Genomic DNA, 12,804 nt, shown 5'->3' on the forward strand with positions numbered 1-12,804 from the left:
CAGTCCGTTGTCGAAAATTCGAACCGATCGCCGACCGCGGGCACAACATCGAAATCCCGTCGCGTCCTACTGGCACTCGTATGGGAACGCGGACGGCGTACGACGCGGTCATCTTCGACAACGACGGCGTATTGACGACGCCGACGAATCGGCCCGTCCTGGTCGACGCGATGCGCGACGCCTTCGATATGGTCGGCGTGGCCGACCCGCCCGTCGACCACGTCGAGACGCTACTCGGTCCAACGGTCGATTCGTTACGCCGGGTCGCGGACGGACACGGTATCGATCCCGACCGGCTCTGGCGAGCCCGGGAGACGGCCGCGATCGACGCCCAACTCGCGGAACTCCGGTCGGGAAGAAAGGCGACCTACGACGACGTGACGGCGCTCGAGTCGCTGTCGATCCCGACCGGGATCGTCAGCAACAACCAGCACGAGACGATCGCGAACATCCTCGAGCACTGTGAACTCGAACCGTTCGACGTCTGGTACGGCCGCGAGCCGACGCTCGAGGGGATCGAACGCAAGAAGCCGACGCCGTACTACCTCGAGCGAGCGCTCGCGGACCTCGGCGTCGAGAACCCGCTGTTCGTCGGCGACAGCCGGGCCGATATCGGCGCGGCGGACGCGGTGGGGATCGACGCGGTCTTTCTCCGACGCGATCACCGGGCCGGCTACGAGCTGTCGACCGAGCCGACACACGAACTCGAGTCGCTTGCGGCGCTTTCCGACCTGATCTGACGGGGTCGCACGTCCCGACGAGGAGACAACCGAATCGGACTGAATCAGGCGGTCGCGGTCGCCGCCCGTTCTGCCCGCGCCGCGATCGCCTCGTTCATCGCGACGAACGCCCGCTCTACGCGGGCGCGGTCGAACACCAGCGGGACGAGCGCGCCACGAACCGTCTCCCGCTGCAGCAGGCGCGTGCGCCGACCGTCCTCGATCGGCTCGAGGCGGAACTCGTGGTAACGATCGAGCGCGAAAGGGACGACGAACCGGTCGAGCCAGGCGAGCCGTCGGTCCGGCTCGACCGCGACCACCGACGACTCGACTGATCGACGGCCGCGACCGGGCGTCGGGCTCCAGCCCCGTCGGTCGTCGCGCCCGACGCTCACGCCCTCGACCGTCCGACCGATCGGGTCCCACTCCGGATACGCCTCGAACGATCGCAGGGCGTCCCAGACGACCGCGGGCGGCGCGTCGATCTCGACGAACACCTCGACTTCGTCCATGCGGTAATGCACGTCACGCGATAGCATGGCTATATCGGTCACCGGTCGCGACGGTCCGTGCATCGATCATTTCAGCGGAGCGCGCTGTCGTTGAACCGCCGGTTCATCGAGCCAGCGCGCCGCCGGTTCCTCCCGGAACTCACCACTGAGGGGGCGGTGCACAGTCGGGAGAGGTTACGCGTTTCGGGCTCTTAACTCGAGGAAATAGGCGTGTGACTGCTATCGCCGCGTGATCGAAACCCGTCGGACCGCAACCCCCTTCTGCGACCGGCACTCAAAACCGCACATGGACGGATCGGATCGTGGACTCTCTCGGCGCGCGGTCGTCAGAAGCGCAGTCGCCATCGGTGGCGCGAGCGCGCTTTCCGCCTGCCTCCAGCGCGAGGAACCCGAGGACGTCCCTCGGGCCACTCGCTCGCCCGACGAACTCCCCCGCCGCCAGCACGCCTGGAACGAGTTCCTCTCGACGGACGATCACGGCAACGTCCGCCCGCCCGAACACCACCTCCTGCTCGGCCTCGAGTACGTCGGCGACGGCCCCGCCGACGCGGCCGCCGAGCGCGAGCAACTCGAGGCCGCGTTCCGGACGCTCGAGCGGGCCTACAAGCGCGGGAACGATGGGCTGGTGTTCGCGATGGGTTACGGCCCGGCGTACTTCGACCGGTTCGACGCCGATCTTCGGGGCGTCGACCTCCCCGACCCCGAAGCGCTCGCGCCGATCGAAGATCCCGAACTCGACGAGTACGACGCCTTGCTCCACCTGGCCAGCGACTACGGCCACGTCACCCTGAGCGCGGAGGAGGCCCTGACGGGCGAACTCGAAGAACTGAACGGCCTCGAGGTAGCGGGAACGTTCGACGGCGTCTTCGAGGTCGGCGAGCGCCGGTCCGGCTTCATCGGTGCCGGGATGCCGGCCGAGCGCCAGTCCGGTGTCGGCGGCATTCCGGACAGCGATCCGGTCCCCGAAGACGCGCCGATGTTCATGGGCTTCAAGACCGGCTTCGAGCAAAATCAGGCGAGCGAGGACCGCGTGACGATCCCGGAGGGGCCGTTCGCCGGGGGAACGACGATCCACCTCTCGAAGATCCAACTGCACCTCCACCAGTGGTACGAACAGGACAGCCGCAGCCAGCGCGTCGCCAAGATGTTCTCGCCGACCCACGCGGCGGACGACCTCGTCGAAGGGGTCGGCGAAAATCTCGGCGACTCGAGCGGGATCACCGAAATCTCCGGCAGTGCGGCCGAAGACGCTCGCAACGAGGGGACGGTCGGCCACGCCCAGAAGGCCGCCCGCGCCCGCGAGGACGGCGAGCCGATCCTCCTCCGGCGGGACTTCGATTCGACCGACGACGACACGGCAAGTACCCACTTCCTCTCACTACAGCGCTCGATCGCCGACTTCGTGAAGACCCGCGAGGCGATGACTGGCTCCGATCTCACCGACGGAGCCGTCGGCCCGCTGACGAACAACGGTATCCTCCAGTATCTCACCGTCCGCAACCGGGCGAACTACCTCGTTCCACCGCGAGGACTTCGATCCCTGCCCGCGCCGAACCCGCAGTAGCGGACTCTCGCAGACTCGTTTGTTCGCCCGGCTATCGCGCTCGAGGCGACCGTCGATCGAGTCGACGATCCCTGCACCGGATGCACACGAGCCGCGAGCGCCAGCCGATCGATCAGCGATCGGTTCCGCCTTCCCTAGGGTCTTTGCCTTCGAGAGCCACCTAAAACCGATGCGAGCCGCAGCCTTCACCGAACTGACCGGCCCCGAGGGAGTGAGCGTGATCGAGCGAGACGACCCCGAGCCCGCCCCCGGCGAGGCGCTGGTCGACGTCGAGGCTTGCGCGATCAACCGCCACGACCTCTGGATCCTCGAGGGCGATTCCGCGATGGTCGACACCGACGACCTGCCGTTCGTCACCGGACTGGACGTGGCCGGCGTCGTGAGCGAGATCGGCGACGACGTTCGCGGCCTCGAGCCCGGCGACAGGGTCGTTCTCTGTCCGAACCAGACCTGCGGTTCCTGTCGGTTCTGCCACGAGGGCCCGGAGAACATGTGTGAACGGTTCTCGCTGTACCACGGCGGGCTCGCCGAGACCGCCCGCGTGCAGGCCGACCGGCTCATTCCGCTGCCCGAGGGCGTCGACGCGACGACCGCCGCCGCGATCCCGACGGCATACATGACCGCCTACCACATGCTCAGACGGGCCGAGGTCGGCCCCACTGATCTCGTCTTCGTCCCCGGCGCGACCGGCGGCGTCGGGGTCGCCGCGATCCAACTCGCAGAGATCCTCGGCGCCGAGACGATCGGCACCTCCTCGTCGGCGTCGAAACTCGAGCGCGTGCGCGACCTCGGGCTCGATCACGGCATCGAATCGACCGACATCGACGAGATCCGCGAGGCGGTCGATGCGATCGGCGAACCGGACGCGGTGATCAACCACCTCGGCGGTGAGTTCACCGACCTCGGTCAGGCCGTCATGCGCCGCGGCGGTCGAATGGTCGTCTGCGGCCGCACCGCCGGCGGCGAGTCGACGATCCGCGTGGCGAACCTCTTCCTCGGCCACAAGCGCGTCATCGGCTCCACGATGGGTACCCAGGACGACCTCCGGCGGCTCGTCGAGCTCACCGCCGACGGCGAACTGGCACCCGCGATCGACGAGACGTACCCGCTCGAGGACACCGACGACGCCTTCGCGGCCATGCAGAACCGCGACAGCGTCGGTAAGATCGTCGTCGAACCGTAGGTTCGCGCCCCGTCCGCCGCCGTATTTCTGCTGACCGACTTTCCCACCGCCGGGCGGGAATGAAAGGGGCGACGGCGCTTTCGGGATCGTGTTGTCCGAATTCGTATCGTGGACACTCTCCTCTTTCGTAGCGCGTACGGCCGTTATTCGTTCCGGACCAGTTCTTCGGACGAGGCAAGAAGGCGCTGGCCCGACCTATTTCAGCCCGTTCGCTGTCCGTCCCGTATGACGAACATCGCGATCACCGGCGCGGCGGGCAACGTCGGCCGCGAGGCCATCGACGCCTTCCCGGACGACCACCACGACCTCACGCTCTTCACCCACAGCGAGACCGAGGATCTCGAGTCCGAGCCCCTCGAGATCACCGACGCATCGGCGTTTACCGACGCGCTCGAGGACCAGGACGTGCTGATCCACCTCGCGGCCAACGCCTCGCCGCGGGCGTCGTGGGACGAGGTGCGCGGGCCGAACGTCGACGGGCTCTACAACGCCTTCGAGGCCGCGGCGGAAAACGACGTAGAGCGGGTGGTGTTCGCGAGTTCGAACCACGCGGTCAACATGCGAAACACCGTCTCGCCGATCCGGCCGGAGTCGACGGTCGGGAGCCCCGAAATCGTCCGACCCGAGGATCCGACGGATCCCGATACCTACTACGGCGTCACGAAGGTCTTCGGCGAGGCGATGGGCTCGTACTACGCGAAGCGCCACGGGTTCGACGTGGTGAACCTGCGGATCGGGTGGCTGCTCAGCCGCGACGAACTCCGCCGGGAGTGCGACCAGCGCGACGGGGCCGGCGAGCGCTACGCCCGCGCGATGTGGCTCAGCCCCGACGACTGCCGGCGGCTGCTCGAGGCGGCGGCGACGGCGACGCTCGAGGGCTCGCCGCTGATCGCCCACGGCATCTCGGACAACGCCGAACGGTTCCTCTCGCTGGCCGAGACCATGCAGGCGCTCGGCTACCGGCCGCGAGACGACGCCGAGGCCGTGCTGAGCGACGTGTCGAACGGGCGCGACGGGCTCGAGACGGCGTGAGTTCCGTGAGTCGGCCATCGAACGCGCGGCTCGTTCGTCCTCGCGAGCGATTCACGGATTCGAAAGACGGAATAGCGACACGTTCGTAGCGTCGCACATGTCAGTCAAGGTGTCCGAGTCGACGGGCTACGGGCCGAACACACAGATGTCGCTGTTCGGCTACGTGATGGCCGCGATCCTCGTCATCATGTTGCTCCCGCTGCTTCCGGTCCTCATCCCCGCGTGGATCCTCTGGAAGGTGTTCGTCTCGGACGAGGACAACGAGCACAGCTTCGAAAACTGGCGGCGCGAAACCGGCCACACCGGATCGAGTCGGCTCGAGGCCGAGGAGACCGAAGCCGACGAGACCGAACCGGACGACGCCGAATCCGCCGATGCCGAGACCGACCAGACAGCGGCGGAGTCGTAAGGGCGTTCGTCCTCTCGTTTCTCGTCTCTCTCGAGCGCGCTTTTTTAGTCGTCGGCGCTGGCCGCCGCGACGAGGTCCGACGGCGGCCCACCGGGAAGTTCGTCGCGGTCGTGCGGTGCCTCGAAGTCCAGATCGGGGCCGCGGGCGACGATCCGGTGGGGGTTCACGTCGGGGTGAGTCGTGTAGTAGTGCTCCCTGATGTGGTCCATGTTCACGGTCTCGGCGACGCCGGGCGTCTCACGGGTCGCTTCGCTCCCCGTTCGCTCGTTCGGCGTCTCCTCCCTTCGGTCGGTGACGCCCGTCTGGTACAGATCGCGCAGATACGGCCAGAGGTTGTCGTACTCCCGGATATACTGGACGTTACACATGAAGTGCGTGTGGTAGACGTTGTCGAAGCGGACGAGCGTCGTGAACATCGCGATGTCGGCCTCGGTCAGGCGGTCGCCCGCGAGGTAGCGCTGGTCTGCCAGCACCTCGTCCCAGTGGTCCAGCGCCGCGAAGAGGTCGTCGACCGCCTCGTCGTAGGGCCCTTGCTTCGTCGCGAAGCCGGCGCGGTAGACGCCGTTGTTGATCGGTTCGTAAATCTCGTCGATGATGCGGTCGACGTCGTCTCGATAGCCTTCGGGATACAGATCCACGTCCCGCGTCGCGTACTCGTCGAACTCGGTGTCGAGCATCCGCATGATCTCTGCGGACTCGTTGTTGACGATGGTGTCCTCCTCTTTGTCCCAGAGGACCGGCACCGTCACGCGGCAGGTCGCGTCCGGGTCCGCCTTCACGTATAGCTCCCGCAGGTAGTCAGCGCCGTGGACGTGATCGGGCGTACAGCCCGCCTTCTCGGGTGTGAACTGCCAGCCGTCGTCGCCGCGGTAGGGGTCGACGACCGAGACCGAGATCGCGTCCTCGAGTCCCTTCAGCGCCCGCGTCACGAGCGTTCGGTGGGCCCACGGGCAGGCGTACGAGACGTAGAGGTGGTACCGGTCGGCTTCGGGCTGAAATCGCGCGTCGGGATCGTCGCGGATCTCGTCCCGGAACGATGTCTCCTGGCGCTCGAACGAGCCGTCGTCGGAGGTCGAGTCGTACGCGCCGGTCCGCCACTCGCCGTCGACGAGCATGTTCATACCGCGACGTGAGGGAGCCGCGCATAAATGGTCTCGCTAACACTCGCGTCACTGGCTCGCGTCGCCGTTACCGGCCGGCCGTGCGACCTTGCGAGTCAGCCTGCAATGCTGACGATCCAGTACCCCGCACCGAACGCGACGAGAGTGGCACCCTCGAGGCGGGTCAGTCGCCGCCCGGTCGCCAGCACGGCCGTCGCGAACACTGTCAGCACGGCGAGCCACGCCAACGCGAGGAAGACGCCCGGATCGACCGCCAACGGGCGAACGGCGGCCGCAATCCCCAGCACGCCGAGGACGTTGAAGACGTTCGAACCGACGACGTTACCCGCGGCGATACTCGTATCGCCCCGGCGAGCGGCTACCACCGAGGTCACGAGTTCCGGCAGCGACGTACCGGCCGCGACGACCGTCGCGCCGACGACCCACTCCGAGACGCCGGCGGCCAGCGCCAGCCCGACCGCCGCGTCGACCAGCAGCCGACCGCCGACGATCACCAGCGCGAGGCCACCGACGACGCGGCCGACCTCGAGACCGAACCGCACCGAGACCTCACCGCTTGCCACCTCTGCGGTCGACGCGCCGTCGGCGGACTCGTGTGACGCAGCTTCCCTGCCATCCGTGGCGTTGCTGTCACCAACGTTCCGAACCGCGACGACGAGCGCCCCGAGGTACGCGCCCAGTAATAGCAGGAGGACCGCACCCTCGAGGCGCGAGACGACGGCGGTCGCGAGGACGGCGGCCGCAACGACCGTCGACGCGGCCATCGCGAGGACGTCCCGACGAAGCAACTGCTCGGCGACGCGAAACGGCGCGATGACGGCGACGAGTCCGAGTATCACCCCGAGATTGAACACGTTCGAACCGACGACGTTGCCGACCGCGACGCCGCCGCGGCCCTCGAGCGCGGCTCCGGTCGAGACGACGATCTCCGGCGCGGAGGTCCCGAACGCGACCACCGTGAGGCCGACGACGAGGGCGGAGACGCCGGCCGCGCTCGCGAGCCTCGCGGCACCGGTCACGAGCAGCCGCGCGCCGAGCCACAGGGCGAGCACACCGACGACGAGCGACGCCGCGTCTCCGAGCATCATCGACAGCAGTCGTTTTCTGCGGAAGCGGAAAAACGCCGGGGACCCGACTCGGCCGGCCGGAGCCACAAGCGTTTAAGCGGTCCCGGTGAGCACTCGAGGCAATGGCAGACGACGGGGACCGGCATCGACAGAGCCGGCTGTTCACGGACGACGACGGCGGGTTCGACGCCGATCGCGCACGCGAGGAATCGTTACCCGTCGAGGACGGCGAGGTGATCGACACCGACGAACTGGCCGATCACCAGCGCTACGTCGAGGGGCGGGGGATCTACGACGAGCGCAACCGGGTAAACGACCTCACCGGCAAGGAGTGGAAGTACGCCACGAAGTCGGTGATCGCCGAGGGCTACCCCACGGACGTGCAACACGACCTGCGAAGCGAACACGGCGGTCAGAAGCCCCCGCGGCTCTGTGCCGAGTTGATCGGCCGGTTCAGCAAGGCCGGCGACACCGTCCTCGACCCTTTCGCCGGCGTCGGCGGCACCTTACTGGGGGCGAGCTTCTGCGAACACGAGGGGACGGGCCGCCGCGAGGCCATCGGCTTCGAGCGCACCCGACGGTGGATCGATATCTACCACACCGTCCTCGAGCGGGAAAACGAGGAGCGCCGCGCCCGCGGCGAACAGCCGCTGGCCGAACAGGACGTGCGCCACGGCGACTGCGCCGAGTTGATCGACGAGGTACCCGACGACTCGGTCGACCTCCTGCTGACCGACGTGCCCTACTGGCACATGGACGAACTCGAGCAGACACGCAACGAGCGCCGCACGCGCGAGAGCAAACTGGGATCGTTCGACGACCCGGACGGCGACGACGCGGACGAGGACGGCGCCTCCGATGCGGACCCGTCCACCGCCGACAGCGAGTGGGAGACGAAAGCCGACTGGCTCGAGGACATGGCCGCGAAGTTCGATCGGTTCACCGACGCGGTCGCGCCCGACGGCCACCTCGTCGTCTTCATCGGCGACATGTACCGCGAGCAGTCCTACGAGTTCCTCTCGGCGGACCTCGCGCGCGCCATCGAGGAGACCGCGCCCGTGACGCTCGCCGCTACTCTGATCTGGTACGATCCGTCGAAGGACCTCCACGTCTACGGCTACCCGTTCTCGTTCGTCCCCTCGATGGTCCACCAGAACGTCCTCGTCTTCCGCCTCGAGTCGGGCGACGAGGGCGACTCGTGACGGCGTCGGACTTCCGTCGGCCGACCGTCTGACGCGGTTTTATTGGGGTCCAGCGAGACGAAACGAACAGGCGCGCCGACGGCTTCCCCACCCCTCCCCATCCGTCCGCGCGCCTGCTCCCGTTCCTCTCCTTTCGAATCAGGCGCTCGCTGGCAGCAGCGCCGACCGAACCGCGTCCGCACGATCGGTCTCAGTGATGACCGCGACCTCGTCGCCGACCGCGAGTTCCGTCCCCGGCAGCGGGATCGTCAGCGGCTCGCGGGCGCGACCGTGGGCGTAGATCCGCGCGGACTCGGGCAACTCGAGTTCGCTCATCCGCTTGCCGACCGCGGGCGAGCCGTCCGTGATCTCGAGGACGGTCAGTTGGAGGTTCGCCGCGAGGTCGGTGACGACGTTGAAGTCGCCGCCGAGCAGCGCCGTCTTCGCGCCCGCGGCGCCGAGGCGTTCGGGGTAGACGATCTCGTCGACCTCCGCGGCGTACTTCTCGTAGATGTCCTCGCGGTAGTCCTCGTCGATCCGCAGCACGGTCCGACAGCCGTGGTGGGTGCCGACCATGCAGGCCGCGAAGTTGACGTTGAGATCGGGTGTGAACGCGCCGATCGCGTCTGCAGCTTCGATCTCAGCTTCGACGAGAACCTCCTCGTCCGCGCCGTCGCCCCGTACTGTCTCGAAACCGTCGTCGGTCGCGCGCTCGATCCGATCGATATCGTCGTCGACGATGACGACCTCGTGACCCTCCTCGGCGAGGATCGTCGCTGTCCGCGAGCCGACGCGGCCATATCCCACGATAACAAACATCATGATACATCGATACGCGCTCGGGAGTCAAATACGTTGGTCCGTGCGGGGATCGGCGGCCCCTCGAGACGCGCCGCGAACTCGCGAATAGGAGAGCGACCGAACGTATTTTATTCCGCACATATTTGTGAACGGTATGGCGCTCACCGTCGATGCGGACAAGAATCTTTAACTAACCTGTCTTGCTACGCTCGAGCATCCGATATGGGGGCCATCGACCAACTCGCGGCGTACTTCGAATTTGACGAACACGAGACAGATTTCACGACCGAACTGATCGCGGGGATCACGACGTTTCTGGCGATGTCGTACATCATCGTCGTCAACCCGACGGTGCTGTTGCCGGCGATCATGGGGTTCAACTCCGAAGGCGGACTCAATCAGCAGACGACCATTGACGGGAGCACCTACAGTTCGACGGAGGTGTTTCAGATGCTCGCGATCGCGACGATCATCGCGTCGGTCGTCGCGGTCCTCGTCATGGCGCTGTACGCCAAGCGGCCGTTCGGGCTCGCACCTGGCATGGGGCTGAACGCCTTCTTTACGTTCACCGTCGTGATCGGAATGGGGATTCCCTGGCAGACGGCCCTCGCGGCGGTCTTCGTCGAGGGAATCATCTTCATCGCCATCACGGCCGTCGGGGCTCGAGAGTACGTCATCAACCTCTTCCCCGAACCCGTGAAGTACTCCGTCGGCGCGGGTATCGGCGTCTTCCTCCTCTTCATCGGTCTCCAGGAGATGCAGGTCGTCGCGGCCGACTCCGCGACGCTGGTCACGCTCGGGGACATCGCACAGAACCCCGCTGCGATCCTCGGCCTCGCCGGGCTCTTCCTGACGTTCGTCCTCTGGGCGCGCGGGATGAAAGGCGCGATCATCGTCGGCATTCTCGGCACGGCCGCCGCCGGCTGGGCGCTCCTGCTCGCGGGCGTCTCGACGGCGTCGGCGATCGCGCCTGAAACGCTGCTCGATAGCCAGACCGGCGAGCTCACCTTCGAGGCGGTGACCTCGCCCCACTACGACATCACGCCGCTGGTCGGCGCGTTCGTCGAGGGACTACGCGACGTCGATCCGCTCACGTTTGCGCTCGTCGTGTTCACGTTCTTCTTCGTCGACTTCTTCGACACCGCCGGGACGCTCATCGGCGTCTCGCAGTTCGGCGGCTTCCTCGACGAAGACGGCGAGTTGCCCGAGATGGACAAGCCGCTGATGGCCGACGCCGTCGGGACCACCGTCGGCGCGATGGTCGGCACCTCGACGGTGACGACCTACATCGAGTCCTCGACCGGCGTCGAGGAGGGCGGTCGGACCGGCTTCACCGCGCTCGTGGTCGCGGTCCTGTTCGCGCTGTCGCTGGTCGCGGTACCGGTCGTCGCCGCTATCCCCGCCTACGCCTCGTTCATCGCGCTCGTCGCGGTCGGCGTCATCATGCTCCAGGGCGTCCTCGATGTCGACTGGGAGGATCCGGCGTGGTCGGTCTCCGCCGGATTGACCATCACAATCATGCCGCTGACCTACTCCATCGCCAACGGGCTCGCAGCGGGGATCATCGCCTACCCGCTCGTCAAGACCGCGATCGGCGAACACGACGACGTCCGCCTCGGCCAGTGGGCAATCGCCGTCGCCCTCGTCGGCTACTTCTACGTCTACACGAGCGGCATGCTCGGCTGAGCCGCGGGAACCTACTCGAACCGCCGCAACCCGTGCGTTCTTACGCCTCGAGACCCCTACATCCGTCACCATGGCAGAGATCACGATGTACGAGCTCCCCGGCTGCCCGTACTGCGCGAAGGTCCGCTCGAAGCTCGACGAACTCGAGCTCGACTACGACACCATCGAGGTTCCCCGGTCCCACGATGACCGGACCGAAGTCGAGAAGGTCAGCGGCCAGACCGGCGTCCCGGTCATCGTCGACGAGGCAAACGGCGTCGACGGAATGAGCGAGAGCGACGACATCGTCGCCTACCTCGAGAAGACCTACGGCGACGGCGCGGCGTAACGTCGCCCTCGGCGGTCGGTGACGCCCGTAAACCGATCCACGACGGAGCCGGCGGACGAACGGAATCGGCGCGACGAGCGAGCATCTCGAGCGGTAGTGTGACGAACGACCGCCTCGAGCAGCGTTTACTGACGTACTGACTGGTGGGGAAGTGCGTATCGACCGCCGTTCAGGAGATAGACGAGTGTCTCAGGCCGCTTCTTCGCGCTCGGAGCGCTCGCGGATCACGTCTCTGAGTTCGTCGGCGTTGCGAAGTTCCGCGAGTTCGTCGCGTTCGACCAGCGCCGTGCCGTCGACGGACTCCTGTTTCGCCCGGTCGACGACGTAGACCGACCGCGTCCGGGTGACGTGGCCGATCGAACTCATGATCCGGGCGCGCTTTTCGGCCGCCTTGGTGAACTTCGAGTGGCCGGTGAGGACGATGTCGCTGTCGTCTTCGTCCTCGCTGACCGCCGTAAACGGCGAGCGGACCGTCGGATGGACCTGATAGCCGGCCCGCGTGAGGACCGCGACCACCTGCTCGTCGTCCGGATCCGCTTCTGGATCGTCCGGTGTCGCGTCGCTCTCGTGGACCTCGTCGGCTCCCTCGAGCACGTCGACCGGGCTCGTGAGGGGGGCCTCGAACAGGTCCTCTAAGGCCATCGCGACCTCGACGGAGGCGTTCATCCCGTCTTCGTACTTCGAGACGGTCCGCCGGGAGACGCCGAGTTCGCTCGCCAGTTGGCCCAGGCTCCAGTCGCGGTCCTGGCGCTCGTCGGCCAGCAGGTCGCCGTCGATATTGACGTAGAGGCCGCCGGGGGCGGCGTAGATCAACGGCGGCACGTCCTCAATGAACAGGTTGTACGCCGTGTCGGGACTGAAGACGGGGACGCCGTGGCGGAAGTAGACGACGTCGGGCTTGAGGTCCTCGTCGCGGCTGCGCAGACCGATGACGAGCGGCGTCGCCTGGAGGTAGGTCCCCAGGCGGCGCATCTCGTGGCCGGTCGCCTCGTTGAACGCGTCGATGTTCGCGAGGATCTTGACGAGGATCAGGTCGTCGCCGCGTCGTGCAGCGATGTCGAAGCTCTTCGGCCGGATCGCACACCGGTCGCTGACCACGAATCCCGCGTCCTCTAACATCGCGGTTACGTTGCCGACCAGTGCGGAGCGGGACATACGGGGACGTAAGCGATTCCTCCTATAAGACGTTTTCCCCGATCTG

The 12,804-nt window shown here is 67.0% G+C and carries 13 protein-coding genes; 8 read left to right on the plus strand and 5 right to left on the minus strand.

Features of this window, described 5'->3' with window-relative positions:
* Window positions 1–80 precede the first annotated feature (80 nt).
* Window positions 81–740: an HAD family hydrolase gene (locus NKH51_RS07735; protein ID WP_254764683.1), complete on the plus strand. Its 660-nt coding sequence runs from the start codon at window positions 81–83 to the stop codon at window positions 738–740.
* Window positions 741–784: 44 nt separating this feature from the next.
* On the opposite strand, the gene NKH51_RS07740 is transcribed toward NKH51_RS07735, so the two are convergent.
* Window positions 785–1,231: an SRPBCC domain-containing protein gene (locus NKH51_RS07740; protein ID WP_254764684.1), complete on the minus strand. Its 447-nt coding sequence runs from the start codon at window positions 1,229–1,231 to the stop codon at window positions 785–787.
* Window positions 1,232–1,517: 286 nt separating this feature from the next.
* Between NKH51_RS07740 and NKH51_RS07745 the strand changes: the two genes are divergently transcribed.
* The 4 genes from NKH51_RS07745 to NKH51_RS07760 all read left to right on the plus strand — a co-directional run bounded on the left by NKH51_RS07745 (window position 1,518) and on the right by NKH51_RS07760 (window position 5,419).
* Complete coding sequence (locus NKH51_RS07745; protein ID WP_254764685.1) at window positions 1,518–2,795, plus strand: DUF7405 family protein; 1,278 nt, start codon at window positions 1,518–1,520, stop codon at window positions 2,793–2,795.
* Between the two features lie 169 nt (window positions 2,796–2,964).
* Window positions 2,965–3,978 (plus strand): alcohol dehydrogenase catalytic domain-containing protein, encoded by a 1,014-nt coding sequence (locus NKH51_RS07750; protein WP_254764686.1) that lies wholly within the window; start codon window positions 2,965–2,967, stop codon window positions 3,976–3,978.
* 225 nt (window positions 3,979–4,203) lie between these two features.
* Complete coding sequence (locus NKH51_RS07755) at window positions 4,204–5,010, plus strand: NAD-dependent epimerase/dehydratase family protein (RefSeq protein ID WP_254764687.1); 807 nt, start codon at window positions 4,204–4,206, stop codon at window positions 5,008–5,010.
* Between the two features lie 97 nt (window positions 5,011–5,107).
* Window positions 5,108–5,419 (plus strand): DUF7535 family protein, encoded by a 312-nt coding sequence (locus tag NKH51_RS07760; RefSeq protein WP_254764688.1) that lies wholly within the window; start codon window positions 5,108–5,110, stop codon window positions 5,417–5,419.
* Between the two features lie 44 nt (window positions 5,420–5,463).
* Here NKH51_RS07760 and NKH51_RS07765 read toward each other — a convergent pair whose 3' ends face one another.
* A complete protein-coding gene (locus tag NKH51_RS07765; protein ID WP_254764689.1) occupies window positions 5,464–6,540 on the minus strand; it encodes a glutathione S-transferase family protein in 1,077 nt (358 codons plus the stop codon).
* 95 nt (window positions 6,541–6,635) lie between these two features.
* Complete coding sequence (locus NKH51_RS07770) at window positions 6,636–7,628, minus strand: calcium/sodium antiporter (protein ID WP_254764690.1); 993 nt, start codon at window positions 7,626–7,628, stop codon at window positions 6,636–6,638.
* A gap of 101 nt (window positions 7,629–7,729) precedes the next feature.
* Here NKH51_RS07770 and NKH51_RS07775 point away from each other — a divergent pair, with 101 nt between their 5' ends.
* Complete coding sequence (locus NKH51_RS07775) at window positions 7,730–8,809, plus strand: DNA methyltransferase (protein ID WP_254764691.1); 1,080 nt, start codon at window positions 7,730–7,732, stop codon at window positions 8,807–8,809.
* Window positions 8,810–8,947: 138 nt separating this feature from the next.
* On the opposite strand, the gene NKH51_RS07780 is transcribed toward NKH51_RS07775, so the two are convergent.
* The gene (locus tag NKH51_RS07780; RefSeq protein WP_254764692.1) at window positions 8,948–9,610 is read right to left on the minus strand and encodes a potassium channel family protein; all 663 of its coding nucleotides are present in this window, start codon (window positions 9,608–9,610) and stop codon (window positions 8,948–8,950) included.
* 201 nt (window positions 9,611–9,811) lie between these two features.
* Here NKH51_RS07780 and NKH51_RS07785 point away from each other — a divergent pair, with 201 nt between their 5' ends.
* Window positions 9,812–11,275: an NCS2 family permease gene (locus NKH51_RS07785; RefSeq protein WP_254764693.1), complete on the plus strand. Its 1,464-nt coding sequence runs from the start codon at window positions 9,812–9,814 to the stop codon at window positions 11,273–11,275.
* 70 nt (window positions 11,276–11,345) lie between these two features.
* On the plus strand, window positions 11,346–11,603 hold the full coding sequence (locus NKH51_RS07790) for a glutathione S-transferase N-terminal domain-containing protein (RefSeq protein WP_254764694.1): 258 nt from the start codon (window positions 11,346–11,348) through the stop codon (window positions 11,601–11,603).
* A gap of 189 nt (window positions 11,604–11,792) precedes the next feature.
* On the opposite strand, the gene NKH51_RS07795 is transcribed toward NKH51_RS07790, so the two are convergent.
* Window positions 11,793–12,758 carry a transcriptional regulator gene (locus NKH51_RS07795; RefSeq protein ID WP_254764695.1) on the minus strand — a complete coding sequence of 322 codons (966 nt, stop codon included), beginning with the start codon at window positions 12,756–12,758 and terminating at the stop codon, window positions 11,793–11,795.
* Window positions 12,759–12,804 lie beyond the last annotated feature (46 nt).

This window comes from Natrinema marinum (assembly GCF_024296685.1).
In the GTDB taxonomy this organism is placed as follows: Archaea; Halobacteriota; Halobacteria; order Halobacteriales; family Natrialbaceae; genus Natrinema; species Natrinema marinum.

Bases quoted from the DNA above. Each gene is read 5' to 3' on its own strand.
- NKH51_RS07735 (WP_254764683.1), top strand. From the start codon at position 81: ATGGGAACGCGGACGGCGTACGACGCGGTCATCTTCGACAACGACGGC.
- NKH51_RS07760 (WP_254764688.1), top strand. From the start codon at position 5,108: ATGTCAGTCAAGGTGTCCGAGTCGACGGGCTACGGGCCGAACACACAG.
- NKH51_RS07755 (WP_254764687.1), top strand. From the start codon at position 4,204: ATGACGAACATCGCGATCACCGGCGCGGCGGGCAACGTCGGCCGCGAG.
- NKH51_RS07780 (WP_254764692.1), bottom strand. From the start codon at position 9,610: ATGATGTTTGTTATCGTGGGATATGGCCGCGTCGGCTCGCGGACAGCG.
- NKH51_RS07770 (WP_254764690.1), bottom strand. From the start codon at position 7,628: ATGATGCTCGGAGACGCGGCGTCGCTCGTCGTCGGTGTGCTCGCCCTG.
- NKH51_RS07795 (WP_254764695.1), bottom strand. From the start codon at position 12,758: ATGTCCCGCTCCGCACTGGTCGGCAACGTAACCGCGATGTTAGAGGAC.
- NKH51_RS07740 (WP_254764684.1), bottom strand. From the start codon at position 1,231: ATGGACGAAGTCGAGGTGTTCGTCGAGATCGACGCGCCGCCCGCGGTC.
- NKH51_RS07765 (WP_254764689.1), bottom strand. From the start codon at position 6,540: ATGAACATGCTCGTCGACGGCGAGTGGCGGACCGGCGCGTACGACTCG.
- NKH51_RS07750 (WP_254764686.1), top strand. From the start codon at position 2,965: ATGCGAGCCGCAGCCTTCACCGAACTGACCGGCCCCGAGGGAGTGAGC.
- NKH51_RS07775 (WP_254764691.1), top strand. From the start codon at position 7,730: ATGGCAGACGACGGGGACCGGCATCGACAGAGCCGGCTGTTCACGGAC.
- NKH51_RS07785 (WP_254764693.1), top strand. From the start codon at position 9,812: ATGGGGGCCATCGACCAACTCGCGGCGTACTTCGAATTTGACGAACAC.
- NKH51_RS07745 (WP_254764685.1), top strand. From the start codon at position 1,518: ATGGACGGATCGGATCGTGGACTCTCTCGGCGCGCGGTCGTCAGAAGC.
- NKH51_RS07790 (WP_254764694.1), top strand. From the start codon at position 11,346: ATGGCAGAGATCACGATGTACGAGCTCCCCGGCTGCCCGTACTGCGCG.